This is a genomic window from Microbacterium sp. 22242 (assembly GCF_052045495.1).
Classification (GTDB): domain Bacteria; phylum Actinomycetota; class Actinomycetes; order Actinomycetales; family Microbacteriaceae; genus Microbacterium.
In genome coordinates this window covers 108692-135469 of the sequence record NZ_JBQEOZ010000002.1, presented here as the reverse complement: position 1 = coordinate 135469, position 26778 = coordinate 108692, and the positions used below count along the sequence as shown (strand labels likewise).

Here is a 26778-nt window from a genome sequence, read left to right as displayed (position 1 = left end):
AAGATCGAAGGGTGACCCCGAACACTCCTTATGCAGACGCCATCCGCCGCTTCGCCGCACGAGACCTGCAGCGACTGAACGTGCCCGGGCACGGCGCGGATCCCGCCGCCGCGCCGCTGCTCGCCGAGTTCTTCGGCGAGGACGTGCTGCGCTACGACGTCGAGCCTCTGCTCGACGGCATCGACAAGGGCGCAGAGAACCCGCTCGAGCAGGCCCGCGAGGCCGCCGCGCGCGCGTGGGGCGCCCGGCGGACCTGGTTCCTCACGAACGGCGCGTCGGAGGCGAACCGGATGGCCGCACTCGCGCTGTCCGCCTTCCGCACCCCCGATGAGACGGTCGTCGCACAGCGCAGCGCGCACTCCAGCTTCTTCGACGGCATCATCCTCGGCGGTCTCGAGCCGCGGTTCGTGCAGCCTACGATCGACGCGCAGCACGGCATCAACCACGGCGTCACCCCTGCCGCGATGCGCGAGGCGCTGCAGCACACGAAGGCCAAGGCCGCCTACGTCATCAGCCCGAGCTACTTCGGCGCCGTGGCCGACATCGAGGGCATCGCCCGGGTGTGCCACGAGGCCGACATCCCGCTCGTCGTCGACGCCGCCTGGGGTGCGCACTTCGGCTTCCACCCCGAGCTCCCGGCCAACCCGATCGCGCTCGGCGCCGACCTCGTCGTCTCGTCGACGCACAAGATGGGCGGCAGCCTGACCCAGTCCGCCATGCTGCACCTCGCGCACGGTCCGTACGCCGAGCAGCTCGAGCCGCTCATCGACCGCGGGTTCACCTTCACCCAGTCCACCAGCGCGAGCTCACTGCTGCTGGCCTCGCTCGACCTCGCCCGCGCGACCCTCGAGGACGGCCACGACCGCATCGCGGCGTCGCTCGCCGCCGCGGCGGAGCTGCGCGACGCGGTGCGCGCGACCGGCCGCTTCCCGATCGTCAGCGACGGGTTCGGCGCTTTCGAGGACATCGTCGACCACGATCCGCTCCGCGTCTCGATCGACGTGGCCGCGGCGGGCCTGGACGGGCACGCGGTGCGCGAGGAGCTCATCCGCACGGCCGGCATCGTCACCGAGATCTCCACGGGATCCTGCATCGTGGCGTTCGTCGGGCCTGGGACGACGCCGGACGCGGCCCGCTTCGTCGCGGCGCTCGAGGCGCTGCAGCCGGTAGGCGACCTCGCCGCCAGGCCCGTGGGCGGATCCGTGTCGCTGCCCACCCCCGGTCCCGGGGTGATGCGGCCGCGCGACGCCGCCTTCGCGCACACCGAGGTCGTCCCGGCGTTCGCCGCCGTCGGCCGGATCTCCGCCGACTCGCTCGCGGCGTACCCCCCGGGAATCCCGAACCTGATCCCCGGCGAGGTGGTGAACGCCGAGACGATCGACTTCCTGCGCGCCATCGCCGCCACCCCGGGCGGCTACGTGCGCGGTGCGGTGGACCCGCTCGTGGACGGCGTGCGCGTGGTCGTGGAGAACCCGGCTCAGGCAGGCATGCGCGCCGGGGCGCTCGCCGCGATCGGCTGAGTCGCCGGGGCGCCCTCGGTCCGGCCGGGCGCCCTCGGTCCGACCGTCGGCGATCGGCGCTCCGCCGCGGATCAGGACAGCAGCTCGTCCTCGCGCATGCGCTCCCACAGTGCGAGGCGGGTGTGCGCCGGCTCGCCGATCCGCTCGAGCACCAGATTGAGCAGCTGCTCGTTGAGCACGAACGCGGCCGAGTCGCTCTGGAAGGCGTGCTCGGTGGAGCTCGCGACGTCGAGCACGACGTCGGCGCGGGGCGCGATCGGACACTCCAGGCCGTCGGTGATGAGCAGGAGCGCGGCGCCGCGCCGCTTCGCCGCGAGCGCCAGCTCGGTCGCACTGCGCTGGTAGCGGTGGAAGTCGAAGAGCACGAGCACGTCGCGCTGGGCCATGTCCACGACCGCGCCGAGGTCGTGACCGGCGGGATCGTTGAACATCCGCACACCCGGCCGCAGCTCCTGCAGATGGGTGCCGAGGTGGTACGCGGCGAGGTACGTGAAGCGCCCGCCGGTGAGCAGGATCCGCCGCGACGGATCGGAGAGCAGCGCGACCGCCGCGGCGTAGGAGGCGTCGGGGATCCGCGCGAACGAGGCGATCGTGCGCTCGGCCTGGGCGGTGGTGTCGCGCACCACGACCTCACGCGGCGTGCCTGCCTCCGCGGGGGCGCTCAGCCGCACCAGCGGCCCGGAGGACCGCCGGGTCAGCTCCTCCCGCAGCGCGCGCTGGAACTCGGTGAACCCGCCGAAGCCGAGGCTCTGTGCGAACCGCAGCACGGTGGGCGGGCTCACTCCGGCGCGCCCGGCGAGATCGGCGACAGTGGACAGCCCGGCGCTCGGATAGTCCGCGAGCAGCACTCTCCCGACCTGTCGCCCCGCTCGGCTGAGCGCGGGCAGCGACGCCTCGACGAGGTCGGAGAGCGTCTCGTGTTCGGCCATGGCGCTCAGTCTGTCACGACGGCGAACGCGGCCTCCGTGCCGAGCGCCTCGGTGCGCATCGTGCGGTCATCCAGGCGCACGGTCGTGACCGACTCGGGCGGCAGGGTCTGCCAGCCCGTGCCGGCCACACCGGTCGAGCTGATCATGACGGTGCCGTCGGCGGAGCGCTTCCAGCGCAGCGCGAAGTAGTCCTCGTTGTGCTCGTCCGGCAGGCCGCCCAGCTCGGTGATCTCGTCGACGTCCTCCTTCGGCAGCACGCTGCGCGCGCTGGCGTGCACGGCGACCAGGTGCGCGCGGTCGAGCAGGATCGCGTTGAGGCTCGCCAGCGGGAACGCCGCGCGCAGCCGGCGCGCCACCTGGGCGGTCGCCTCCGGGAGGCTCAGCCCGGTCGCGAGCTGCTCCTGGATGAGCGCGAAGTACATCTCGCTGTCGGTCTCGCCGGTCATCCGCGCGAGAGCCGTCGGGGAGAGCATTGCGCGGACGCGCTCGATCGGCTTGAGGGATCCGTTGTGCTCGAAGGAGACGTCGCCGGCGCGGAACGGATGCGCATTGCACAGCTCGACGGGCAGCCCGAGCGTCGCCCAGCGCAGATGCATCATCGCGGCATGCCCCGGCGTGGCGATCGTGCGACGGAAGTCGGGATCCGCGGCCGCGGACAGCGGGGACTTGTGGATCTCAGGCCTGTCGCCGGCGTGGGCGATCCCGGCCCAGCCCCACCCGTCGCCGTGCAGTCGGGCGAGGGACAGGAAGCTCTCGATGCCGTCCTCGCCGAGCTCCTGGTCGGTCGTCGACGTGTCAGGGGAGACGTAGGCGAACAGACGGCACATGGGGACCTCCGCGTCCTGGCGCGGCCGGACCCCTCGTCGGTGCGGCCGTTCGTTCAGAGTTGTTCTTGACGTTCTTCTTGACTCAAACGTAACAGATTCTGCAATATGTGTAACACTGTAACAGGCATATCGTTTCCATCGCGGGAACGATCGTGCCGCACGACGACGTGACCACGACGACGTGACCACGACGATGTGACCACGACGATGTGACCCGACGAAGGGACGACTCTGTGACTGCCGGCGAACCGACCGACCGAGACCTCGACGCTCTCGCCCGCGCGCTCCACGACGGCGGAGTCGACCTGCTGGTCGGCACTGCGCTCGACTTCGCCGGCGTGACCAGGAGCAAGGGGGTCCCGGTGCGCCGGCTGCCGAGCTTCGCGACGTCCGGGATGGGGGCGTCGCCCTCGTGGGTGGTGTTCTGCGCCGACAACGGAATCGCGTTCACGGACGGGATCGGCGTCGCCGGTGACCTCCGCCTCCGCATCGACCCCGATCGGGTGCGCCCGATCGGCGATGGCATGGCGTGGGGGCCGACCGGCTACCACGAGCAGAGCGGGGAGCGCTCGGCGCTCTGCGCGCGCGGACGGCTCATCGACCTCGAGGAGCGCGTGGGCGCGGCGGGGCTGTCCGCGCTGATGGGGGCCGAGCTCGAGTTCACGCTCGTCGCCGCGGACGGCGCCGCGCTCGAGCAGACGTCGTGGGCGGCGTACGGGATGCGCTCGGTCGTGGCGCGCCGCGAGTTCCTCGCCGACCTCACGCGCACTCTCGAGGAGGCGCACGTCGGCACCGAGCAGATCCACGCCGAGTACGGCACGGACCAGTTCGAGGTGTCGCTCGCGCCGCTGCCGCCGGTCGAGATGGCCGACACCGCGGTGCTCGCCCGGATACTGATCGGCCTGGTCGCCGCCCGGCACGGCCTGGCGCCGTCCTTCTCCCCGCTGACGTTCGCCGGCGGATCCGGGAACGGCATGCACCTGCACCTCTCCCTCGCCCGCGACGGACGCAACCTGTTCGGCACGGGCGACGGCCCGCACGGCATCGCTCCCGAGGGCGGCAGCGCGATCGGCGGCGTGCTCGACGGACTGTCCGAGTTGCTCGCGATCTACGCGGGATCCATCGTCTCGTCGCTGCGCCTCAAGCCCGGGTCCTGGTCCGGCGCCGCCGTGTGCTGGGGGCTGGAGAACCGCGAGGCCGCGCTGCGCTTCCTCGCCGCGACGCCCGGCAATCCGCACGGCGCGAACCTCGAGCTCAAGATCGTCGACCCCAGCGCGAATCTGTATCTCGCGGCCACCGCGTTCCTCGGATCCGCACTGAGCGGGATCGAGCGCTCCCTGCCGCTGCCGGAGGAGGTCGAAGGAGACCCCGCCGAGACCGAGGACTTCGCGCGGCTCCGCCTCGACGCCGAACCCTCCGCGGCGCTGGACCGGCTGGCCTCCTCGGCCCTCGCCGCGGCGCTGTTCAGCCCGGCCATCGTGGCGGGCGCGGTCGCCGTGCGCCGCCACGAGCTCGACGTCTTCGCCGGCTCCTCACCCGACGAGATCACCGGCGCGCTCCGCCTCGCCTGGAGCTGACCACCCGGTCTCGGCCCCTACCCCGCTGCATCCGTCCCCAATGGAGGAGACCCGAATGTCCGCCACCGCATCCCCCGCAAAGCCGTCCGGCGCTCCCGGCTCCGCGCCCCGCCGCGCCCTGCCCCTGTGGGCCGCGCTCGCTTTGTCTCTGGCCACGGTCGGCCCGACCCTCGCGATGTCCGGCAACGGACAGGGCCTGGTCGCGATCGTCGGCAAGTCCGTGCCGCTCGTCTTCGTCATCGGCGCGATCGGAGTCGCCCTCGTGGGCTACGGCTTCATGCGCCTCACCCGGCATCTCAACCACGCCGGCTCCGCCTACGGTCTGATCGGCGGCACGATCGGCCCGCGCACCGGATTCTTCGCCGGCTGGGCCATGCTGGGCGCCTACGTCGGGTTCTCGATCGGCACGCTGGCGCTCACAGCGGCGTTCGCGAACGCACTGATCGCCGCCTTCCAGCCGGGGGCGGCGCACCCGTTCCAGCTCCCGTGGCCGGTCATCATGATCGTCGGCGCGGTCGGATCCTTCCTCCTCGCCGGGCGCGACGTGGCGCTGATCGCCAAGGTGCTCCTCGTGATCGAGGGCGTCGGGATCGTCGCGATGATCGTGCTGGTGATCGCGATCTTCGGGCACGGCGGCGCGCCCGCCACCGGGATCGACCTCTCCAGCTTCAGCTTCACGGGCGTCGACGTCGGTCAGGTGCTCTCCGGCGTCGTCGCGGCGTTCCTATCCTGGGCCGGCTTCGAAGCCTGCGCATCGCTCGGCGAGGAGACGAACAACCCGAAGCGGAACATCCCGCGCGCGCTGTTCGGCACTCTGATCATCACCGGCGTGCTGTTCGTCGTGGTGATGTTCGCCGAGACGATCGGGTTCGGCACCGACAAGGCAGGGCTCAAGGCGTTCGGCACCTCCGGCAACACGCTCGGCGACCTCGGCACCCAGTACATCGGGCCGTGGTTCGGCGTCATCGCGATCTTCACCGCCACCTGCGCGGCGTTCGGATCGCACATGGCGACGGTCGCGACCGCGAGCCGCATGCTCTACGCCTTCGCCCGCGACGGTTTCGGCCCCCGCGCGCTCGGCGTGCTGCACCCCAAGGGCGGACCGCGCCGCGCGGCCTGGCTCGTGCTCGGGGTCGTCGTGATCACGCTGCTGATCTGCGCCGTCACGGGCTGGCCGGTGATGGGCACCGGCAACGCGGCCATCGACGCGTACTTCTACTTCGCGATCGCCGGCACCGTGTGCCTCATGGTGGCGTACCTGATGGTCGAGGTGGCGGCGGTGTACTTCGTCAACCACCGCCGGTTCCGCGTCGTGCACGGCGGGGGAGGCCGGGTGCTCGGCACCGTGCTTCCTGTGCTCGGCGCCGCCGTGATCGCGATCGTGATCTGGTTCAACGTCAAGGACTCGACGGATCCGTCCGCGGCGGGCATCGTGGCGCTGCTCTGGTGCGCGCTCGGGCTGGTCCTCGCACTCGCCGCGTCGCGCATCGCCAAGCGCGTCGGGGCCTCGCTCGCCCGAGAGCTGGAGCTGCCGGGATTGGGCAAGGAGCTCGATCCGATCCACGCGACCGGGCCGGTGTCCGAAGCATGACGCTCTCGCTCCTGGAGCGCGACGCCCGCGCGATCGCCGGGGCTGAGAAGCTGCGGTTCTTCCCGCTCGAAGTGCTCGAGGGCCGCGGTGCGATCCTCGTCGACCCGGCGGGCCGCGAGCTGATCGACCTGTCGGCGACCTGGACGGCGACGGGGCTCGGCCACGGCCATCCCGCCGTGGTGGAGGCGGTGTCGCGGGCCGTGCGCACTGCGCCGGGGGCGGGCGGGCTGTCCGCGATCCATCCCGACTCGGTCGGACTCGCCGAGGACCTGCTCGCGCTCGTGCCGTCCGCGGAGGGCGGCGGGGAGCGCCGCGTCTACCTCGGGCATGCGGGATCCGATGCGAACGACGTGGTCCTGCGCTCCTGCCGGCACGCGTCGGGGCGCCGTACGGTGATCGCGTTCGAGCGCGGCTATCACGGCGGCCTCGGGCTGGCCATGGGCGTCTCCGGGCAGCAGATCGAGGCCGGGCATTCCGGTGATCCCGATCTGGTGCTGGTTCCCTACCCGAACCCGTTCCGGCCGGGCCCTGACGGGATCGAGGCGGATGTCGCCGCCTCGCTCGCGGCGATCCGCAGGGCGCTCACGACGCACCGGGCGGCGTGCCTGATCATCGAGCCGATCCTCTCCGACGGCGGGCTCGTGGTGCCGCCGGACGGCTTCCTGCGGGCCGTGCACGAGGCGTGCCGGGCGGCGGGCGTCCCGCTCGTGTGCGACGAGGTGAAGGTGGGCCTCGCCAGGACCGGTCTGCTGCACGCCTTCCAGCACGACGGCGTCGTGCCAGAGGTCGTCACCTTCGGCAAAGCGCTCGGCGGCGGTCTGCCGCTTTCGGCCGCGGTGGGGCCCGCCGCGATCCTCGACCATCCTGCTGGATCGGCTCTGCTGACCACGGCCGGCAACCCGGTGTGCACCGCGGCGGGCCGCGCCGTGCTGCGCACGATCGTGCAGGACGGGCTGGCGGATCGCGCGGACCGCGCCGGCGCGCGGCTGCGCGCGGGCCTGCTCCGGCTGGCGGCGGGCGACGGTGTGGACGACGGGCGCTCGGCGGAGCGGATCGGCGACGTCCGCGGCCGCGGCCTCACGATCGGGGTGGAGCTCGTGCGCGATCGCGTCCGGCGCGAGCCCGACGGCGAGCTGGCGCGGCGCGTCGTGTACCGGGCCTGGCAGCTCGGCGCCGTCGTCTTCCACGTCGGCGGCAACGTGCTGGAGATCACTCCGCCGCTGATCATCACCGACGACGAGATCGACCGGGCCGTGGATATCCTCGATCGGGCGATCAGCGACGCGATCGCTGGCCGCGTGAGCGACGAGGAGGTGCAGGCGTATGCCGGCTGGTGAGGGCATGCTGGAGGGGCTGGACGGGATCCCCGCCCGCCTGGCCGAGACCGTGGAGTCGTTCGCCCTGATCGACCACCACGTGCACGGCTGCTATGCCGACCCCATCGACCGCGCTGCGTTCGAGGAATCGTTCAACGAGGCGTCCACCGACCCGATCCCGGCGTTCATGACGCAGTTCGACTCGCAGCCGGGTTTCGCGTTCCGCCGTTGGTGCGCGCCGCTGCTCGGGCTCGAGCGGCACGCTCCGGCGGACGAGTACTGGGCGGCGCGGAGCGCGCTCGCCCCGGCGGAGCTGGACCGGCTGCTGCTGCCGCGCGCCGGCGTGGAGCACTGGGTGATGGACACCGGCTTCAGCCTGCGGCCGATCACCGACCTCGCCGCGATGGCGGAGGAGTCGGGCGGATCCGCCAGCGAGATCGTGCGCCTCGAGCTGGTGGCCGAGTCGCTGCTCGCGGCGGGCACGGCACCGGACGATTTCGCGGAGGCGTTCCGCGCCGCGATCGCGGACGCGGCCGAGCACGCCAAGGGCTTCAAGACGATCGTCGCCTACCGCGTCGGGTTCGACATCGACTGGACGCCGCCCGCGGACGACGCCGTGGCGGCGGCCGTGGGGCGCTGGGCGGCGCAGGCGCAGGAGCGGCCGCGGCTGGCGGATCCGATCCTCGAGGCGTTCGTCGTGCACGCGGCGGTCGCGCTCGGCCTTCCGCTGCAGGTGCACGTGGGCTTCGGCGACCGCGACCTGGATCTGCACCGGACGAACCCGATGCTGCTGCTCCCGCTGCTGCGCTGGATGAACGGGCAGGGACCCGAGGTGCAGCGCACGCCCGTGACCCTGCTGCACTGCTACCCGTACCACCGCGAGGCGGGCTACCTGGCGCAGGCCTTCGACAACGTCTACTTCGACGTCGGGCTCGGCGTGAACTATCTGGGCGCGCAGAGCCGCCAGCTGATCGCGGAATCGCTCGAGGTGGCCCCGTTCGCGAAGCAGCTCTATTCGTCGGACGCCTTCGGGCTGCCCGAGCTGCACCTCGTCGGGTCGATCCTGTGGCGGCGCGGCATGGCCGCAGCCCTCGCCCGGTGGGTGCGCGAGGGCGAGTGGAGCGAGGTGGACGCCTGCCGGGTGTTCGAGATGATCGGCGCGGAGAACGGCCGGCGCGTCTACCGGCTGTAGCCTGCCGGCCGCACGCCCCGTCGGCGGCCGACCGAGGTCAGGCCGCGCCGGAGGCGAGCCAATCGTCGAACGAGGTGAGGGCGAGGCGTGCTCCCTCGCCGGGCAGGAGCACCTCGCCCGCGAACTCCACGCTCATCGCCGAGCCGCGCCAGGCCGCCCTGATCCGCCGGTCGTCCCCCCGCGCTGCGAAGGTGCGCCGGGCCATGTCGACGGCGTCCTCGGTGCGCGGACCGGCGATCTCGGTGCGCGGACCGGCGATCTCGCTCGTGCCGTTCTGCGGAGCGGCCAGCGCGATCTCGACGAGAGCGACGGCGACGTCCAGCGGTGCGATCGGCTGCAGCAGCAGAGGCGGGACGAGGGACTCCCCGTCCTCGGTCGCCCAGTCGGCGATCATCCCCGGGAAGTCGTGGAACTGGGTCGCACGCAGGATCGAGTAGGGCCCGCCGCCGGCGCGGATGGCGCGTTCCTGTTCCCGCTTGCCGAAGTAGTGCGGGTTCCCGTCGACGGCGTCGAGCGCGGTGATCGAGAGTGCGACGTGATGGCCGACTCCGGCCGAGCGCTCGGCTGCCAGCAGGTTCCCCGTGATCGCGGCGAACGTCTCCTCGGCCTCCGCCACGGTGGCGACCGACGGGTTCGTCACGTCGATGACCGCGTCAGCGCCGCGCAGCGCGTCCGCGAGCCCCTCGCGAGTGCGCAGATCGGCGCCTTCCCCCCGGCTCAGCGACACCGCCTCGTGACCGCGCCGCTCGATCTCCCGCACGACCAGCCGCCCGATCCGTCCTGTTCCGCCTGCCACTGCGATCCGCATTCCGCCTCCTGTTCATGGATGTCGCATGTCCACGATATGGAGGAATCGGTCGCCGGCTGGCCACGGCCGGGCCGCGACCTGATCGGAAACGGGGAAATAGTCCGCGCGGGTCGGCGGTTGCGCCGGATATGACTCGCCTCGGATCCAGTGACCTGTCCGTCTTCCCGCTCTCGCTCGGCGGCAACGTGTTCGGCTGGACGGCCGACCGCGACGCGTCGTTCGCCGTGCTCGACGCGTTCGTGGCAGGGGGCGGGAACTTCATCGACACCGCCGACGTGTACAGCGCCTGGGTGCCGGGCAACAGCGGTGGAGAGAGCGAGGCGATCATCGGCGAGTGGCTCGCCTCGCGCCGTCCCGAGGGGCTCGTGGTCGCGACCAAGGTGAGCCAGCATCCGCAGTTCCGCGGTCTGTCCGCCGCGAACGTGCGACGGGCCGCGGAGGCGTCGCTCGGGCGGCTCGGGGTGGACGCGATCGACCTCTATTACGCCCACTTCGATGACGAGACGGTGCCGCTCGAGGAGACCGTCGCGGCCTTCGGGGACCTCGTCGCGGACGGTCTGGTCCGCAACATCGCCGTGTCGAACTACTCCGCCGAGCGCATCCGCGAATGGATCCGGATCGCCCGGTCCACGGGTGCCGCCGTGCCGGTGGCGGTGCAGCCGCACTACAACCTCGTGCATCGCAACGACGTCGAGCAGTCGATCATCCCCGTCGCGAGGGAGTTCGGGCTGGGGCTCGTGCCGTACTACGCCCTCGCGAGCGGCTTCCTCACCGGGAAGTACCGGTCGACGGACATGGCGGGACAGAACTCGCCGCGTGCCGCGGGCGCCGCGAAGTACGCCACCGCGCACGGCCTGCGCATCATCGACGCTCTCGAGGAGGTCGGCGACGCGCACGGCGTCTCGATCACGGCGACGGCCCTCGCCTGGCTGCGCGCCCAGCCCGCGGTCGTCGCGCCGATCGCCAGCGCCCGCACGGCGGAGCAGGTTCCCGACCTGCTCGCCGGAGGGCGCCTGGAGCTCGCCGACGACGAGGTGGAGCGTCTCCGCAGCGTGTCCGAGTGGACTCCGGCGCAGGTCTGACCACGGGGAGGCGGACGATCATGCGTGCAGCGAGATACACGGAGGCCGGGCCGGCCGCCGAGGTCATCGTCGTCGACGATGTCGATGCTCCGGCCGCGGGGCCGGGGCAGATCTTGGTGCGTGTGGCGGCCATCGGCCTCAACCCGGTCGATGTGAAGATCCGTGCGGCTGCCCGTGACTTCGGGCCGATCCGGTACTCGGATCGCCCGGGATGGGATGTGGCGGGGACGGTCGACGCGGTCGGCGCCGGAGTCTCGGGGTGGGTCCAGGGCGACCGGGTCTTCGCCCTGGCGTCGTTCCCCGACGCGGCGCACACGCTCGCCGAGTATGCGGTCGTCTCGGCTGCGGATCTGGCCCTCGCGCCTTCGACCTGGAGCGACGCGCAGGCCGGGGCGGCACCGCTCGCCGCGCTCACCGCGTGGCAGGCGCTCGACGCGGCCGGCGTCGAGGAGGGGCAGCGGGTGCTTGTGCTCGGCGGCGCGGGAGGCGTCGGGCACTTCGCGATCCAGCTCGCGAAGGCCCGCGGCGCGCAGGTCGTCGCCACGGCCAGTCCGGCGAAGCACGACCTGGTCCGAGGGTGGGGTGCGGACCACGTCATCGACTACCGCGACGAGGCGGCCCTCGACGGCATTGCGCCGGTGGACGCGGTGATCGTCACCGTGGACGACGCACTGCCGCCGCGCCCCGCGGTCGCTCCCGGCACCGCGGTGGTCACGATCACCGGCCTCTCTGCGGCGCAGGAGGCATCGCTCGCCGGCTGGGGCGCGGATCCGATCCGGAGGATCCTGGTCGCGGCGGACGGCGCACAGCTGGCCCGGATCGCGGAGCTCGCGGAGGAGGGGCTGGTGGTCGTGCATCTCGACTCGGAGTATCGGTTCGAGGATCTCGCCGCGGCCCAGGAGCGCGTCGAGACCGGCCGGGTGACCGGCAAGGTCGTCGTGCTCGTCGATCCCGAGGCGTGACCGGGGCTCAGGCGCCGAAGCTCAGGCTGAGCTTGCGGAGCAGCGCGGCCAGGCGCTCGCGATCGGCCCGGGGGAGCGCGGCCAGCAGCGTCGCCTCGGCGTCGACCAGCCGCGTGATCGCGGCATCCACGCGCACGCGTCCGTCGTCCGTGAGCGTGACCAGCACGCTGCGACCGTCACCCGGATCCGCTTCGCGGCGGACGAGGCGCCGCCCGACCAGCCGATCGATCCGGTTCGTCATCGTGCCGCTGGAGACCAGCGTCTGCTGCAGCAGCTGCTTGGGACTGAGCTGGAACGGGGCGCCGGCCCGGCGCAGGGCCGACAGCACGTCCCACTCCCACGTCTCGAGATCGCTGCGGCGGAACACGTCGCGTCGCGCGCGGTCGAGCAGCCGCGACAGCCGGTCCACCCGGGAGAGCACCTCGAGCGGGGAGAAGTCGAGATCCGGCCGCTGCGTGTTCCACGCCGCGACGATCCGGTCGACCTCGTCGCCCGCGCGCTCGTCCCCGTTGCTCATCGCACCATTATCCCGGCCACGGCAGGACCGGTTGCGCGGCGGCGGGCGCGGCGGCCGCGGTCACCAGGTTGCGGGAATCGTTCCGTCGGGGCTGTCGACGACGCCCTGGCGCGGGCCCGACGGCGCCGTCGGGCGGAACTGGTCGAGGCGCAGCGACAGGAACAGGCTGTGCGGATCCTCGATGTAGGAGCCGAACGGCTCGCACTCGTCGAAGCCTGCCTTCGCGTACAGCCGATGCGCCGCCCAGAAATGGTCGGCGGTGCCGGTCTCCAGCGAGATCCGCCGGATCCCGCGGGCGCGGGCGTCCGCCACGAGGGCGTCCAGGAGCGCGGATCCGACACCGCGACCGCGCAGCGACGGCGCGGTCCGCATCGACTTGAGCTCCTCGTGCGCCGGCTCCAGCCCGGCCAGCGCGGCGGTGCCGGCGAGCGTGTCGTCCACCCGGGCGGCGAACAGGCGGACGCCGGGACGGAGCAACCGGTCCAGCCCGAGTGCGTGCCGGCTTTCCGGGGGAGCGGTCGGCTCCAGGTCGCGCAGGTGCGCCGCGAGGAACTCGGCCAGCTCGGGTGTCGCAGCCTGCACGCGGTCGATGAGGATCGTCATGCCCTCACCGTGCCCGAGCCGTGTTGCGAACAGGTTCCGCGGCCGTTCCGGCCCGATCACACCGGCCGTGCATGGCAGACTTGAGGGGCGGCCCTCGGTCTCGGCCCGACGTCAGGCGCGGGGACCGGGAGTGCGCGGTCCGCCGTAGTGTAATGGCAGCACGACAGCCTTTGGAGCTGTTCGGTCCAGGTTCGAGTCCTGGCGGCGGAGCATGACCGAGAAGACACTCGCCATCGTCGTCCTCGCCGCAGGGCAGGGCACGCGCATGAAGTCCCGACTGCCGAAGGTGCTGCACCCGGTCGCGGGCCGCCCGCTGGTCGGCCACGTGCTGACCACCGCCGCGCGCCTGCAGGCCGATCACATCGAGGTCGTGGTGCGGCACGAGCGCGACCAGGTCGTCGCCGCGCTCGCCGCGGACCATCCCGGCGTGGTCTTCGTCGACCAGGACGACGTCCCCGGCACCGGTCGTGCGGTGCAGGTGGCGCTGGACGCCCTGCCCGCGGACTTCGACGGCGACGTGCTCGTGCTCTCGGGCGACTGCCCGCTCGCCGACGCCGAAACGCTCAGCGCGTTCGTGGCCGAGCACAGGGCGGCGGACGTCGCGGCGACACTGATGACCGCGGTGGTCGCCGACCCGACCGGGTACGGCCGCATCGTCCGCGACGCGCGCGGCGACGTGGACCGCATCGTCGAGCAGAAGGACGCGGACGCCGACGAGGCCGCGATCCAGGAGATCAACGCCGGGATGTACGTGTTCCGCGCCGCGGTGCTCCGCGAATACCTCCCCGCCGTCGGCGTCGACAACGCGCAGGGCGAGATGTACCTCACGGACGTGCCCGGTCTGCTGCGCCGGGACGGTGCGCGCATCGCGGCATCGGTCGTGTCCGACGTCACCGTGACCTACGGCGTGAACGACCGTGCGCAGCTGGCCGAGGTGGGGCGTCTGCTGAACCAGCGGATCGTCCGCCGCTGGCAGCTCGAGGGCGTCACGATCCAGGATCCGGCGACGACGTGGATCGACGACGACGCGACCCTCGCGCCCGACGTCACGGTCCTGCCGAACACGCACATCCTGCGCGCCAGCACGGTCGCGAGCGGCGCGACGATCGGCCCCGACACCACGCTGGTCAGCACCGAGGTGGGGGAGGGCGCCGAGGTGCGCCGCTCCGAGGCGACGCTGGCCGTGATCGGCGCCGGCGCGACCGTCGGCCCGTTCTCGTACCTGCGCGCGGGCACGCGTCTGGGTGACGGCGGCAAGATCGGCGCCTACGTCGAGACCAAGAACGCCGAGATCGGCGAGGGGTCCAAGGTCCCGCACCTGTCCTACGTCGGCGACGCCACGGTGGGGCGCGGCGTGAACCTGGGCGCGAGCACCATCACCGCCAACTACGACGACGTGAACAAGCACCGCACCGAGATCGGCGACGAGGTGCACACCGGCTCGCACACGGTGCTCGTCGCGCCCGTTAGGCTGGGTGCCGGCGCGAAGACCGGCGCCGGAGCCGTCGTCCGCAAGGACGTCCCCGCCGGTGCCCTCGCGATGACTGTCGCACCTCAGCGGAACATCGCCGGGTGGGTCGAGAAGAACAGAGCAGGCACGCCCGCGGCAGACGCTGCGGCGCGGAGCGAATCGGCGGAATAGGCGGGTCCGATGGGGCGCAAGAAGAACACGACGGTCGAGCTGGATCGCGACAACGACATCGCGCCCGGTCTGGTCGCGAAGACCAAGAAGCGGCTCGTCGTCGCAGGCGGCCGCTCGCATCCCGAGCTGGTCGCGGCGGTGGTCGCCGCGCTCGGCACAGAGCTCGCCCCCGTCGAGCACCGCACCTTCGCATCGGGCGAGCTCTACGCGCGCTTCGAGGTGTCGATCCGCGGCTGCGACCTGTTCATCGTGCAATCCTTCGGCGACCCCATCAACGAGTGGCTCATGGAGACCCTCATCATGCTCGACGCGGCCAAGCGCGCGTCGGCGAAGCGGATCACCGTCGTCGCCCCCTATTACCCGTACGCGCGACAGGACAAGAAGGGCCGCGGCCGCGAGCCGATCTCGGCCCGCCTGGTGGCGGACATGCTCAAGGTCGCCGGCGCCGACCGCGTCATGAGCGTCGACCTGCACGCCGCGCAGATCCAGGGCTTCTTCGACGGGCCCGTCGACCACCTGTTCGCCAAGCCCGTCCTGCTGCATCACTTCGAGGAGACCCTGACCCCGGAGGACCGCGAGACCCTCACGATCGTCTCGCCGGACATGGGCCGCGTGCGCGTCGCCGACACCTGGTCGGACAGCCTCGGCGCGCCGCTCGCGATCATCCACAAGCGCCGCGATCCGATGGTCGCCAACCAGGTCTCGGTGCACGAGATCGTCGGCACGGTGGACGGGCGCACCTGCCTCCTCGTCGACGACATGATCGACACCGGCGGCACGATCGTGAAGGCCGCCCAGGCACTCAAGGCCAACGGCGCCCGCAAGGTCATCGTCGCCGCGACCCACGCCATCTTCTCGGATCCGGCCAGCGACCGCCTGCAGGACCCCGCGATCGACGAGGTGGTCGTCACCGACACGATCCCGCTGTCCGCGTCGCGGCGCTTCCCCGGCCTCCGCATCCTCCCGATCGCGCCGCTGCTGGCCACCGCGATCCGGCAGGTATTCGAGGACGGCTCGGTCACCAGCATGTTCGACGGCGCCGCCTGACCCCGACCCCCGCACCGGCCCCTGAGCCTGTCGAAGGGCCCCGAGCCTCGCGAAGGCCCCTGAGCCTGTCGAAGGGCCCCGAGCCTCGCCCGATCCCGACGACGGTCCTGAGCCTGTCGAAGGGCGCCGTGAAGGAGACGCACAGGCGTGTTGCCGAAGCTTGATGGCATGAAGATCTCGTCGACCGTCCGTCAGGGAGGCGCTCTCGTCGGCGTCGCCGGCGCGCTGCTGCTGTCCGGGTGCGCGGCGGAGTCCTCGTCCGCGGCCGGGAACGGGGCCGCCGCGCCGGAGTCCACGGCGGGGGCGAGCGCGCCCTCGTCGCCCGTCGCGTCGGCGCCGGCCGGATCCGGCGCGTACAAGGACGGCACGTACACCGCCGACGGCTCGTACCAGACACCGGAGACGGTCGAGAAGATCTCGGTGACGGTCACGCTGGCCTCGGGCACCGTGACGAAGGTGAGCGTGACCGGAAAGCCGCAGGCGTCCGAGACCAGGCACTACCAGGCGCAGTTCATCGGCGGCATCTCGGCCCTCGTCGTCGGCAAGAGGCTCGACGAGCTCTCCGTCGACCGCGTCGCCGGATCCTCGCTCACGAGCAAGGGGTTCAACCAGGCCATCGCCGCCATCCGCACCGAAGCCGCCGGCTGAGTGAGCGCCTGGCGATTCGACGCGATCGGCACGAGCTGGGAGGTCGTCACCCCGGAGATCAGAGCCGAGGACTCCGGGCGGCGAGCGACGCTTCCGGACGGCGAGCGTCGCGCGATCCTCGGCGTGATCGACGACTTCGACCGCACCTGGTCGCGGTTCCGCGCCGACTCGCTGGTCACCGCGCTCGCCGCCCGGCCCCAGGAGGTGCCGGCACCGCAGGACGCCGCTGCGATGCTCGAGCTCTACCGGGACCTCTCCGCCGCGACCGCCGGGGCGGTGCAGCCGCTCGTGGGTGACAGCCTCGCCGCGCGCGGCTACGACGCCGGATACTCCTTCGATGACCGAGGCGCGCGCCCTGCCGTCGCGGACTGGACCGGCGCGCTCTCCTGGGACGACGGGGCACTGGCACTGCGCACGCCCGCGCTGATCGACGTGGGAGCGCTCGGCAAGGGAAGGCTCGTCGACATCGTGCACGGGCTGCTCGGATCCTTCGGGCACGCGACGCGCGTCGTCGACGCCGGCGGGGACCTGCGGGTGAGCGGCCCGCCCGTCCGGGTCGCGCTCGAGCATCCGTACGACCCGGCCAGGGCGATCGGCGTGGCGACCATCCAGGACGAGGCGCTGTGCGCGTCCGCGACGAACCGGCGGGCGTGGCCCGGCGCGCACGGCGGGCTGCATCATGTGCTGGACGCGCGCACCGGCGAACCGGTCCGCACGATCACGGCGACCTGGGCGATCGCGCCCGAGGCGATGCTCGCGGACGCGGCCGCCACGGCGCTGTTCTTCGAGGGAGGATCCGCGTTCGCCGAGCGGCACGGTGTGGAATGGCTGCGGATGACGACCGACGGCCGTCTCGAGGGAGCGGCGGGAAGCCGCGTGGAGGTCTTCGCATGATCGCGACGCTGATGGGCGCACGCCAGCGCGTGCTCGCGCCGCTCGGCCGGCTGTCGATGTACCGGCTCACGCTGTACGCGCTGCTCGCTCTCGCCGCGATCGCGGTGATCCTCTCCGTCCTCGGGGCGATCGCGCCCACGCCGCTCGAGATCGTGGCGACGCTCGCGGTGCTGGCGCTCGCGACGTCCTGCACCGACGCCGTGGCGCAGGCGCTGCTGCACATCCCGCGCCGGATCGAGTCGTCGCTGCTCACCGCGCTGATCCTGCTGTTCGTGGTGCAGCCGGGTGCGAACCCCGATCAGGCGGGCGGCATCGCGCTCGCCGGCGTGGTCGCCGCCCTCTCCAAGTACGTGCTGGTCTGGCGCGGCAGGCATCTGTTCAACCCGGCCGCGGTCGGCGCCACGGTGCTCACGGTGACCGGCCTCGGCTTCTCCGCCTGGTGGGTGGGCACGCCGGTCCTCGCGCTCCCGGTGCTCGTGCTCGGCCTCGCGGTGCTCTGGCGCACCGAGCGGATCCGGGTCGCGCTGCTGTTCGCCGTCGTGTACGTCGTGGTGGCCGGAGTGCGGACGGTCGTGCAGTCCACGGCGGCCGGGCTCGCGGTCGACCCCGGCGGCGTGCTGAGCGCGGTGACCGTGCAGTCGCCGATGCTGTTCCTCGCCGCGTTCATGCTCAGCGAACCGCTGACCCTGCCCTCCCGGCGCTGGCAGCAGCTCATCGTCGCGACCGTGGTGGGCGCCCTCGCGGGGTGGCCGATCAGCCTGGGCGTCATCACGCTCGGCCAGGAGCGCGCGCTGCTCGTCGGCAACCTGCTCGCCGCGGTCCTGGTGGCACGGTCCGGGATCCGGATGTCGCTCGTGCGCCGCCGCGCGGTCACGCCGACCGTGCGCGAGCTCACGTTCCGCGCCCGCCGTCCGTTCCGGTTCCAGCCCGGTCAGTACCTCGAACTGCAGGTGCCGCACCGGCGGCCCGACGCCCGCGGCACCCGGCGCGAGTTCAGCCTGGTGTCCACGCCCGCCGAGCTGCCGTTCGTGCGGATCGCGTACCGCGAGGCGCAGGATCCGGCGCAGGGCGGGTCGTCGTACAAGCGCGCGCTCGGCGCGCTGCAGAGCCACGACGTGCTCACTGCGACCGGCGTGTGGGGCGACTTCGTGCTGCCGGCCCCGGACCGCCCGGTGCTGCTGGTCGCCGCCGGGATCGGGGTCACCCCGTTCCTGTCACAGCTGGCGGCCGAGGACCGGACCGACGCGGTGCTGGTGCTGGTGGCATCGTCGGCCGCGGAGTGCGCCTATCTTCCGGAGCTCGCCGGATCCGGCGCCCGGATCGTCGTGGTCACCCCGGACGGGCCAGGGACAGCGGCGCCCACGGACGAGGCGGGGAAGGAGCGGGCCGGTGCGGAGTGGGCCGCCACCGACTCGGCTGCGGTGGAGTGGGCCGGGGGAGCGCGGCTGGACGCAGAGCTGCTGCACCGGCTCGTGCCGGACCTGCACGCCCGGCACGCGTTCGTGTCCGGGCCGCCGGGCCTGATCGCGGAGCTCGCCCCGGCGCTGCGCGGGGCGCGTCGGGTGACCACCGACGCGTTCGCGGGGTATTGATGGCGCACCGGGCCGGGGGCGACGGGGGTCCATACCGGGTAAGGACACGTGCCGCATTGATGTCATACCCTTTGTGCACGAGGGGCGGCACCATGGAACGGAGAACATCGCGATCGGGACCGAACCGGTCGCGCCGCATTCCGCCTGCGACGAGCAGAGCCGCCGTCGCATCCAGAACGAACGGGTACCCATGACATCGATCACCCAACAGCTCCTGCGGCGAAAGCCGATCGACCGGAGCGCCGCCGACTCGCCCCTGAAACGCACCATCGGGCTCTTCTCGCTCATGGCCATCGGGATCAGCTGCACGATCGGTACCGGAATCTTCTTCATCATGTCGCAGGCCGTGCCGATGGCCGGCCCCGCCGTGATCTGGTCGTTCGTGATCGCCGGTGTCGTGGCCGGGCTCACGGCCCTCTGCTACGCCGAGCTCGCGGGGGCGGTCCCGGTCTCGGGATCGACCTATTCATACGCGTACGCGACGCTCGGCGAGGGCACGGCCATGGTGGTCGGCGCCTGCCTGCTGCTCGAGTACGCCGTCTCCGCGGCGGCCGTCGCCGTCGGCTGGTCGCAGTACCTGAACGAGCTGCTCGGCAACTTCTTCGGCGTGCACCTGCCCGCAGCCCTCGCCAACGCCCCCGAGGAGGGCGGCGTCGTCAACCTGCCCGCCGTGATCCTGATCGCCCTCTGCGCGATCCTGCTCGTGCGCGGCACGAAGGAATCCGTCGTCACCAACGCGGTCATGGTGTGCATCAAGATCGGCGTGCTGCTGTTCTTCATCGCGGTGGGCGTGACCGGCTGGAACTCGGACCACTTCGCGAACTTCGCGCCGTTCGGGATCGGCGGCATCGCGGCCGGCGCCGGCGTCATCTTCTTCTCGTTCATCGGGCTCGACGCGGTCTCCACCGCAGGTGAGGAGGCGAAGAACCCGAAGCGCAATCTGCCGCTCGCGATCCTGCTCGCCCTCGTCATCGTCATCGCGCTGTACATCGCCGTCGCCCTGGTCGCGGTCGGCGCGCAGCCGGTGGGCAAGTTCGCCGGTCAGGAGGCCGGGCTGTCCGCGATCCTCGCCGAGGTGGTCGGCAGCTCGTGGCCTGCGACCGTCCTCGCGATCGGCGCCGTCATCTCGATCTTCAGCGTGACCCTCGTGACGCTGTACGGACAGACCCGGATCCTGTTCGCGATGGCCCGCGATCGCATGATCCCGCCCGTGTTCGCGAAGGTCAGCGACCGCACCCGCACCCCCGTGCACAACACGGTGATCGTGTCGGCCGTCGTCGCGGTGCTCGCCGGCGTGATCCCGATCAACTTCCTCGCCGAGATGACCAGCATCGGCACGCTCGCCGCGTTCCTGGTGGTCTCGGTCGGCCTGATCATCCTGCGCCGCCGGGAGCCCGATCTGGAGCGCGGCTTCACGGTGCCGCTGTACCCGATCACCCCGATCCTGTCGATCCTCGGCTGCGTCTGGATCATCACGCAGCTGCGGCCGATCACGATCCTGGTGTTCGTCATCTGGGTCGCCGTGTTCATGGCGTTCTACTTCGCCTACGGTCGCCGGCGCTCCGCGCTCGAGCCGGGCAACGCGGCGCTGGCCGCCGACGTGCCGCTCACCACGGTCGTGCGCCAGCCCGGCGGACACAGCGGGAGCGGACGATGAGCCTGCTCGTCGGGGTGGATCCAGCCCGCCGTTCGTCCTCCGCGCTCACCCTCGGCGCGCAGCTCGCGAACTCGCTCGGCACCGACCTCGTCGTGGCCGCGGTCGTCTCGGGCTCGTGGCCGCACCCGCACGCGAGGGGTGCCGACCACGAATGGCGCGCGCACAACCGCGACGCCGCGGACCTCGTGCTCGACCACGCGGCAAGCGTGCTGGGCGGGCAGGTCGAGGCCCGGTTCGTGACGCACGACGCGTCCTCCGCCCGGCGGGGGATCCTCGAGCTCGTGGACGAGCTGGATCCCGAGCTGCTGCTGGTCGGATCCGCCGCCGGCGGCGAACGCGGCAGGGTCGCGCTCGGTGCGGTCTCCGAGGCGCTCCTGCATGCCTCGCCGGTGCCCGTCGCGCTCGCGCCGGCCGGTTATCGCGCGCCGCTGGACTCCCGGGTCGCCCGCGTCACCGTGGGCTACGGCGGATCCGACGCCGCCCACGACCTGGTGCGGAGCGCGGCGCCCCTGGCCGCACGCGCACACGCCGACCTCCGGGTCGCCTCGTTCGCCGTCCGCCCCGAGAGCGAGTTCGGGATCCTGGCGGGGGCGGGAGGCCGGGCCGAGGATCCGGTGCTGCGCGAGTGGTCGAGGAGCATCAGCGCGCACGTCGCGCAGCTCATCGACGATATCGAGACGCTCACGCCGCGGCCGACGATCGAGGACGCCGTCATCGGCGTGGGCGAGTCGTGGGCGGACGCCGTGCAGGACATCGGCTGGGAGGACGGCGACCTGCTGGTCCTCGGCTCCAGCAGCCTCAACCCGCTCACCCGCGTCTTCCTCGGCACGCGCGCGACGAAGATCGTGCGCAGTGCCACGGTCCCGGTCGTCGTGGTTCCGCGGGCGGCGCTGCCGTCCTCGGCCTGACGCGATCCGGCGGCGCTCCCGGCGGGGAGGCACCGGTCCTCGCCGTGCCCGCGCGGGAGCGCCGTGCCCGGGCTAGTGGCCGCCGATCGTGCGGTCCATCTGATGGCCGCCCTGGGCGCTCTGGCCGCCGGGGGCGACGGGGGCACCCTGGCCGCCGCGGGCGACGTGGTGCTGCTCGCCGGGACCCGGTGCCGGCGCCGAGGGCTCGGTGCTCGCGGGATCCCGCGGCGCGACGGGCGTGCGCGGCAGCCGCACGGTGAACACGGTCGAACCCGGGTGGCTCTGCACCGCGATCGTGCCGCCATGGCCCTCGACGATGGCCTTCGTGATGGACAGGCCGAGCCCCGATCCGCCGGTTGCGCGGTTGCGCGAGCGGTCCCCGCGGGCGAAGCGCGAGAACAGCTCATCCCGCACCGCGGGGTCGATCCCGGGTCCGTCGTCGCGTACGCGCAGCACGGCCTCGGATCCCTCTTCGGCGATCTCGATCTCGATCCTGGTGCCCGCCGGGGTGTGGGTGCGGGCGTTCGCGAGCAGGTTCGTGATCACCTGCTGCAGCCGCCCGGCGTCGCCGATGATCTCGACCGGCTCCTCGGGCACCGCGATCGACCACTCGTGGTCCATCGCCGTGGGCCGCGCGTCCTCGACGCCTTCGATCGCGAGTCGGGACAGGTCCACCGTCGACAGCGTGAGCTCGCGGCCCTCCTCGAGCCGGGCCAGCAGCAGCAGGTCCTCGACCAGGCTGGTCATCCGCAGCGACTGCGCCTGGATGCGCTCCAGGGCCGTGTGCGCCGAAGCGGTCGCCGCGTCCTCCGGGGCGGCCGAGCGGTCGAGCGCGCGCAGCGACAGCTCCGAGTAGCCGCGGATCGACGACAGCGGGGTGCGCAGCTCGTGACTCGCATCCGCGACGAACTGCCGCATCCGCTCCTCGTTGCGCTGGCGCACCGCGAGAGAGGCGTCGACGTGGTCCAGCAGCGTGTTCAGGGCCGCGCCGACCAGACCCGTCTCCGTGCGTGGATCCGCCTCGGCCGCCGGCACCCGTTCGGTGATCGAGACGTCGCCGCGGTCCAGCGGCTGGTTGGCGACGCGATTGGCCGTCGCGGCGACCTCGCGCAGCGGACGCAGCGCCAGGCGGATCGTGATCGCGGTCGACAGGGCGAGCAGGATCAGCCCGCCGATCGTCGTGATCGCGATGACCGAGAACAGCGTGGTGATCTGCGCCTCGGTGGTGGCGCGGGGCAGTCCGGTGATCACCTCGAACTGCGTCGGCCCGGTCGCCGGGATGGGCTGGTGCACGAACTGGTAGTCGCCGAGCCCGGCGATGTCCGCGGAGTAGCTGCGCTCGGAGAGCGCGGTGACGACCTGATGCATCTGCAGCGGCGTCAGCTCCTGCGCGACCCGATCGGCGGTGACGACGGTGCCGGTCGCGGAGCCGCTCGGGCTGACCAGCATCACCAGCGTCCCGGTCTGCAGACCCGTCGAGCCGACCACGAGGTCAGAGGCGTCCGGGGTGACGTGGCCCCCGAAAACCACCCGCTGCAGGGCCTGGGTGCTGACGTTCTTGGCGGTGCCGGCGAGCTCGTCCTGCAGGCGACCGTTCAGCACGTTGCCGAGCACCACGCTCGTGGCGATGGCGATCACCACCAGCACGAGCGAAACGAATCCGGTCACCGCCGCCATCAGCCGGGCCTGCAGGGTCAGCGGGCCTCGATCGCGGGTGCGGAACAGGCTCATCGGCGCACCGGGGTCACGGCTGCTGCGGCGCCTTGATCATGTAGCCGACGCCGCGCACGGTGTGGATCAGCGCCAGGTCGCGTCCGGCGTCCAGCTTCTTGCGCAGGTACGAGATGTACAGCTCGACCACGCTCGAGCGCCCGCCGAAGTCGTAGCTCCACACCCGGTCCAGGATCTGCGCCTTGGACAGCACGCGCCGCTCGTTGCGCATCAGGTAGCGCAGCAGCTCGAACTCGGTCGCGGTCAGCTCGATCTCGTCGCCCCCGCGGACGACCTCGTGGCTGTCCTCGTTCAGGGTGAGGTCGCCGACCTGCAGGATCGAGTCGCTCGCGTCGGCCGTGGCCCCGCCGCTGCGGCGGATCACGGCGCGCAGCCGCGCCACGACCTCCTCCAGGCTGAACGGCTTGGTGACGTAGTCGTCTCCACCCGCGGTCAGGCCGGCGATCCGGTCGCCGACCGCGTCCTTGGCGGTGAGGAACAGCACGGGGACCATGTTGCCCTGCTCGCGCAGGCGCTTGAGGACCCCGAGCCCGTCCAGGTCGGGCATCATCACATCGAGGACCAGGGCGTCGGGTCCGAAGTCGCGCGCCACCTGCAGCGCCTCGAGTCCGGATCCTGCGGTGCGGACCTCCCAGCCCTCCATGCGGAGGGCCATCGCGAGGAGGTCGGTGAGCATCGGCTCGTCGTCGACCGCGAGGATCCGCAGGGGAGAGCCATCGGGGCGGCGCAGCTCAGTGGCGTGATCGTTCATGAGGACCATTCTCCTCAATTTCCTATGAACCGACTATGAGATCTGAAATGTCGGCGGAGCCCGGTAGCGTCGCCGCCATGAGCGCACCCGACCCCGCCGCCCCTCTCATCGATGACGAACCGGAGATCCTCCGTCCGCAGACGGCGGCCGACGTGGCCGCCGCGGTCGCCCGCGCCGCAGGGGAGCGCCGATCGCTCACCGTCCGCGGCGGCGGGCACGGCTTCTGGAAGCCCGAGCCGGGCGGACTCACGATCGACCTGCGCGGGCTGGCCGGCATCGAGGTCGGCGAACCGGTGGGCGAGGGCAGGATGGTGCGGATCGGCGCCGGTGCGGTCTGGGGCGAGGTCGCGCGGGCCCTCGTGCCGCACGCGCTCGGCATCAGCTCCGGCGACACCGCGACCGTCGGGGTGGCCGGGCTCGCCGTCGGCGGCGGGATCGGCCTGCTGGTGAGGGATCGCGGGCTCGCGATCGATCAGCTGCGGGCCGTGCAGCTCGTCACCGCCGACGGGCGGCTGATCGAGGCGTCCGAGGCCGAGAATGCCGACCTGTTCTGGGCCGTCCGGGGCGGCGGCGGCAACTTCGGGGTCCTCACCCGGCTCGACTTCGAGGCGCGGCCGCTGACCGGCGTCCTCGCCGGCGAGCTCGCCGCCCGGGGGGATCAGGCCGAGTTCCTGCGCACGGTGCGCGAGGTGCTCGACGACGCCCCGCGCGCGCTGACCGTGACCTACCTGGACGTGCCGGCGATGGACCCGAGCGCCCCGGCCGGCGCCCGGCTCTCGGTGGTCTGGGCCGGGACGGACGGCGAGGAGCTCGCCGCGGTGCTGGCGCCGATCACTGCGAGGGACGACGTGCACGGCGAGGTCGTGCCGACGGCGTACGCCGACGCGCTGCTCGACATGCCGCACGACGCAGACGCTCCCGGTGTGCCGGTGATCTCCGTGAACGGCCTGTTCGCCGGGCTCGACGACGCTCTGATCGACCGGCTCGTGGCGTTCCGGCAGGCGCATCCCGCCTCCGCCGTCTTCCTGCGCTCGCTGGGCGGCGCGTTCGCCGAGGTCGCGGAGCACACCACGGCCTTCCCCGGACGCGCCGCGGACTGGTTCGTGATGGCGATCGTGTTCGACCTCCCCGGCATGCTCGACGACGAGGAGCGCGCCAGGGTGCGGAGCGAGCTGGCGGGCATCGCCGAGGGCCGGCTCGCCGCCTACGGCAACTTCTGCGATCCGGGCTCGTCCGGGGGCGCCGCCGAGTTCCACACCCCCGAGGCGTGGGAGCGGCTGCGCCGGCTGAAGACCGAGTGGGATCCGGCGAACCTGTTCTCGCGCAACCACAACATCCCGCCGGCGCCCTGAGGCCCGCGCTTAGCGCGCGCATAGGTCCGTCATCATCCGGCCCAAGGACCGGCTCCTATCGTCGCCCCCATCGTGAACGATGAGGAGAACCATGTACGGGACGTATCTGCGCCGTGAGCTGGCAGGGCGGAAGAAGCAGACGGTGATCGTCGCCGTCGGCCTCGCCATCGCGATCGCACTCGTGATCGTCGTGAACGCCCTGTCCGCGGGCGTCCGCGATGCGCAGACCCAGGCGCTCGCCAGCGTGTACGGCGTCGGCACCGACTTGACCGTCACCGGTCCGCAGGCCGCGCGCGGCAGCGGCACCGGAGGGCAGCGGTTCGACTTCGGCGCGGGCGGAGGCGCCGACAGCGGCGACGGCAGCAGCACCACGCTGAACAAGTCCATCCTGCGCACCTCGCCGGCCAGAGGCACGCTCGACGCCGCCACCGTGAAGACCGTTCAGGCCACGGCCGGCGTCGCCGCATCCACCGGCGCGCTGAGCCTGACGGACCTGAGCTTCAACGGGCAGGTGCAGCAGGGATCCGGCACTGCGGCCGGCGGGCAGCAGCCCTCGACAGGGCAGCCCGGCGGCACGGGTGAGGGAGGCACGGGCGGACGCCGTGGCGGCTTCGGCGGAGGGCGGTTCGGGATCGACTCGTTCACGGTCCTCGGCGTGGACCCTGCCGCGGGGACCGTCGTGGGGCCGCTGTCCTCGGTGAAGGTCTCCTCCGGCCGCACCCTCGCGGCGGGCGACGACGGCCAGCTGGTCGCGCTCGTGGACAGCACGTACGCCACCTCGAAGAGCCTGTCGCTCGGCGGCACGATCGACGTCGGCGGATCCACCGTGAAGATCGTCGGGATCGTGGCCTCCTCATCGGATTCCGCCGACACCGCCGCGGACGTGTACCTGCCGCTCGACACGGCGCAGAAGCTGGCGAGCACGGGCGATGTGGTCTCCACGGTCTATGTCAAGGCCGCCTCGGCTTCGCAGATCGACGCGCTGCAGACGACGCTGGCCAAGGCGCTGCCGAAGGCGACCGTCAGCTCGCAGGCCGAGCTCGCGTCGACCGTCTCCGGGTCGCTCTCCAGCGCCGCCGCCATGATCTCCGGGCTCGGCACCTGGCTGTCGATCATCGTGCTGGTCGTCGCCGTGCTGCTCGCGGTGCTGTTCACGCTCTCCGGCGTGGCCCGCCGCACCCGCGAGTTCGGCACGCTCAAGGCGATCGGCTGGTCGAACGGCCGCATCGTCCGCCAGGTCGCGGGGGAGTCGCTCGTGCAGGGGCTGATCGGCGGCGTCGCAGGGCTCGCGCTCGGCCTGGTCGGCATCCTGATCGTGAACCTCGCGCATCCGACGATCTCGGGTGCCACCGCCTCCGGCTTCGGCCGTCGCGCGACGCGCACGGGCGGCGGCGGTTTTCCCGGTGCCGGGGCCGGCGGTGGCGGCGGCGCCGGGCGCGGATTCGGCGGGGCGGTGCAGGACGTCGTGCTGCATGCGCCGCTGAGCGTCGAGATCCTCGTCGCCGCGGTCGGACTCGCGATCCTCGGCGGACTCATCGCCGGCGCGATCGGCGGCTGGCGTGCGGCACGGCTGAGCCCCGCGGAAGCCCTGCGGTCAGCGGCATGAGCTCAGCGGCGGATCAGGACAGGCAA

23 protein-coding genes and 1 tRNA gene are annotated in these 26778 nt (G+C 72.4%); 17 read left to right on the top strand and 7 right to left on the bottom strand.

All coding sequences use genetic code 11. The annotated features are described in order from the left end of the window. The first annotated feature begins 11 nt into the window (after window positions 1-11). A complete protein-coding gene (locus tag ACTJJZ_RS02350; RefSeq protein WP_440719555.1) occupies window positions 12-1520 on the top strand; it encodes an aminotransferase class I/II-fold pyridoxal phosphate-dependent enzyme in 1509 nt (502 codons plus the stop codon). Between the two features lie 71 nt (window positions 1521-1591). Here the strand turns inward: ACTJJZ_RS02350 and ACTJJZ_RS02345 are convergent, their stop codons facing one another. Both ACTJJZ_RS02345 and ACTJJZ_RS02340 read right to left on the bottom strand, forming a co-directional pair. After that, window positions 1592-2449, bottom strand: a complete 858-nt coding sequence (locus tag ACTJJZ_RS02345) for a MurR/RpiR family transcriptional regulator (protein ID WP_440719554.1) — start codon at window positions 2447-2449, stop codon at window positions 1592-1594. A gap of 5 nt (window positions 2450-2454) precedes the next feature. Further along, window positions 2455-3276 (bottom strand): class II glutamine amidotransferase, encoded by an 822-nt coding sequence (locus ACTJJZ_RS02340; RefSeq protein WP_440719553.1) that lies wholly within the window; start codon window positions 3274-3276, stop codon window positions 2455-2457. Between the two features lie 233 nt (window positions 3277-3509). On the opposite strand from ACTJJZ_RS02340, the gene ACTJJZ_RS02335 reads away from it, so the two are divergent. Genes ACTJJZ_RS02335 through ACTJJZ_RS02320 form a run of 4 tightly spaced genes read left to right on the top strand, consistent with a single transcriptional unit; the run spans window position 3510 to window position 8952 of the window. Further along, complete coding sequence (locus ACTJJZ_RS02335; RefSeq protein WP_440719552.1) at window positions 3510-4853, top strand: glutamine synthetase family protein; 1344 nt, start codon at window positions 3510-3512, stop codon at window positions 4851-4853. A gap of 55 nt (window positions 4854-4908) precedes the next feature. Further along, window positions 4909-6444: an APC family permease gene (locus tag ACTJJZ_RS02330; protein ID WP_440719551.1), complete on the top strand. Its 1536-nt coding sequence runs from the start codon at window positions 4909-4911 to the stop codon at window positions 6442-6444. Then, window positions 6441-7781 carry an aspartate aminotransferase family protein gene (locus ACTJJZ_RS02325; protein ID WP_440719550.1) on the top strand — a complete coding sequence of 447 codons (1341 nt, stop codon included), beginning with the start codon at window positions 6441-6443 and terminating at the stop codon, window positions 7779-7781. The genes ACTJJZ_RS02330 and ACTJJZ_RS02325 overlap by 4 nt, the downstream gene beginning before the upstream one ends. Next, on the top strand, window positions 7768-8952 hold the full coding sequence (locus ACTJJZ_RS02320) for an amidohydrolase family protein (RefSeq protein WP_440719549.1): 1185 nt from the start codon (window positions 7768-7770) through the stop codon (window positions 8950-8952). The genes ACTJJZ_RS02325 and ACTJJZ_RS02320 overlap by 14 nt, the downstream gene beginning before the upstream one ends. Before the next feature lie 37 nt (window positions 8953-8989). Here the strand turns inward: ACTJJZ_RS02320 and ACTJJZ_RS02315 are convergent, their stop codons facing one another. After that, window positions 8990-9760 (bottom strand): SDR family oxidoreductase, encoded by a 771-nt coding sequence (locus ACTJJZ_RS02315; RefSeq protein ID WP_440719548.1) that lies wholly within the window; start codon window positions 9758-9760, stop codon window positions 8990-8992. A 128-nt stretch (window positions 9761-9888) separates the two neighbouring features. On the opposite strand from ACTJJZ_RS02315, the gene ACTJJZ_RS02310 reads away from it, so the two are divergent. Both ACTJJZ_RS02310 and ACTJJZ_RS02305 read left to right on the top strand, forming a co-directional pair. Continuing rightward, window positions 9889-10842, top strand: a complete 954-nt coding sequence (locus ACTJJZ_RS02310; RefSeq protein WP_440719547.1) for an aldo/keto reductase — start codon at window positions 9889-9891, stop codon at window positions 10840-10842. 20 nt (window positions 10843-10862) lie between these two features. Then, complete coding sequence (locus tag ACTJJZ_RS02305; protein WP_440719546.1) at window positions 10863-11804, top strand: NADP-dependent oxidoreductase; 942 nt, start codon at window positions 10863-10865, stop codon at window positions 11802-11804. A 7-nt stretch (window positions 11805-11811) separates the two neighbouring features. On the opposite strand, the gene ACTJJZ_RS02300 is transcribed toward ACTJJZ_RS02305, so the two are convergent. Beyond that, on the bottom strand, window positions 11812-12321 hold the full coding sequence (locus ACTJJZ_RS02300) for a MarR family winged helix-turn-helix transcriptional regulator (protein WP_440719545.1): 510 nt from the start codon (window positions 12319-12321) through the stop codon (window positions 11812-11814). Window positions 12322-12381: 60 nt separating this feature from the next. Then, entirely contained in the window at window positions 12382-12924 is a 543-nt protein-coding gene (locus ACTJJZ_RS02295; RefSeq protein WP_440719544.1) for a GNAT family N-acetyltransferase, read from the bottom strand. A gap of 138 nt (window positions 12925-13062) precedes the next feature. On the opposite strand from ACTJJZ_RS02295, the gene ACTJJZ_RS02290 reads away from it, so the two are divergent. The 8 genes from ACTJJZ_RS02290 (at window position 13063) to ACTJJZ_RS02255 (ending at window position 21312) form a co-directional block, all read left to right on the top strand. Then, window positions 13063-13134, top strand: a tRNA-Gln gene (locus tag ACTJJZ_RS02290). A gap of 1 nt (window position 13135) precedes the next feature. After that, window positions 13136-14566 (top strand): bifunctional UDP-N-acetylglucosamine diphosphorylase/glucosamine-1-phosphate N-acetyltransferase GlmU, encoded by a 1431-nt coding sequence (glmU, locus tag ACTJJZ_RS02285; protein ID WP_440719543.1) that lies wholly within the window; start codon window positions 13136-13138, stop codon window positions 14564-14566. Window positions 14567-14575: 9 nt separating this feature from the next. After that, window positions 14576-15613 carry a ribose-phosphate diphosphokinase gene (locus ACTJJZ_RS02280; RefSeq protein WP_440719542.1) on the top strand — a complete coding sequence of 346 codons (1038 nt, stop codon included), beginning with the start codon at window positions 14576-14578 and terminating at the stop codon, window positions 15611-15613. Window positions 15614-15781: 168 nt separating this feature from the next. Then, window positions 15782-16261: an FMN-binding protein gene (locus ACTJJZ_RS02275; protein WP_440719541.1), complete on the top strand. Its 480-nt coding sequence runs from the start codon at window positions 15782-15784 to the stop codon at window positions 16259-16261. After that, complete coding sequence (locus ACTJJZ_RS02270) at window positions 16262-17155, top strand: FAD:protein FMN transferase (protein WP_440719540.1); 894 nt, start codon at window positions 16262-16264, stop codon at window positions 17153-17155. Next, the gene (locus ACTJJZ_RS02265) at window positions 17152-18747 is read left to right on the top strand and encodes an FAD-dependent oxidoreductase (protein WP_440719539.1); all 1596 of its coding nucleotides are present in this window, start codon (window positions 17152-17154) and stop codon (window positions 18745-18747) included. The genes ACTJJZ_RS02270 and ACTJJZ_RS02265 overlap by 4 nt, the downstream gene beginning before the upstream one ends. Window positions 18748-18937: 190 nt before the next feature. Continuing rightward, the gene (locus ACTJJZ_RS02260; RefSeq protein ID WP_440719538.1) at window positions 18938-20404 is read left to right on the top strand and encodes an amino acid permease; all 1467 of its coding nucleotides are present in this window, start codon (window positions 18938-18940) and stop codon (window positions 20402-20404) included. Then, window positions 20401-21312, top strand: a complete 912-nt coding sequence (locus ACTJJZ_RS02255; RefSeq protein WP_440719537.1) for a universal stress protein — start codon at window positions 20401-20403, stop codon at window positions 21310-21312. The genes ACTJJZ_RS02260 and ACTJJZ_RS02255 overlap by 4 nt, the downstream gene beginning before the upstream one ends. A gap of 72 nt (window positions 21313-21384) precedes the next feature. Here the strand turns inward: ACTJJZ_RS02255 and ACTJJZ_RS02250 are convergent, their stop codons facing one another. Together ACTJJZ_RS02250 and ACTJJZ_RS02245 are read right to left on the bottom strand one after the other, a co-directional pair. Continuing rightward, the gene (locus ACTJJZ_RS02250; RefSeq protein WP_440719536.1) at window positions 21385-23043 is read right to left on the bottom strand and encodes a sensor histidine kinase; all 1659 of its coding nucleotides are present in this window, start codon (window positions 23041-23043) and stop codon (window positions 21385-21387) included. A 13-nt stretch (window positions 23044-23056) separates the two neighbouring features. After that, window positions 23057-23794: a response regulator transcription factor gene (locus tag ACTJJZ_RS02245; RefSeq protein WP_440719535.1), complete on the bottom strand. Its 738-nt coding sequence runs from the start codon at window positions 23792-23794 to the stop codon at window positions 23057-23059. Window positions 23795-23871: 77 nt separating this feature from the next. Here ACTJJZ_RS02245 and ACTJJZ_RS02240 point away from each other — a divergent pair, with 77 nt between their 5' ends. Beyond that, window positions 23872-25146, top strand: a complete 1275-nt coding sequence (locus ACTJJZ_RS02240) for an FAD-binding oxidoreductase (protein ID WP_440719534.1) — start codon at window positions 23872-23874, stop codon at window positions 25144-25146. A 91-nt stretch (window positions 25147-25237) separates the two neighbouring features. Beyond that, window positions 25238-26752, top strand: a complete 1515-nt coding sequence (locus ACTJJZ_RS02235; protein WP_440719533.1) for an ABC transporter permease — start codon at window positions 25238-25240, stop codon at window positions 26750-26752. The last annotated feature ends 26 nt before the right edge of the window (window positions 26753-26778 follow it).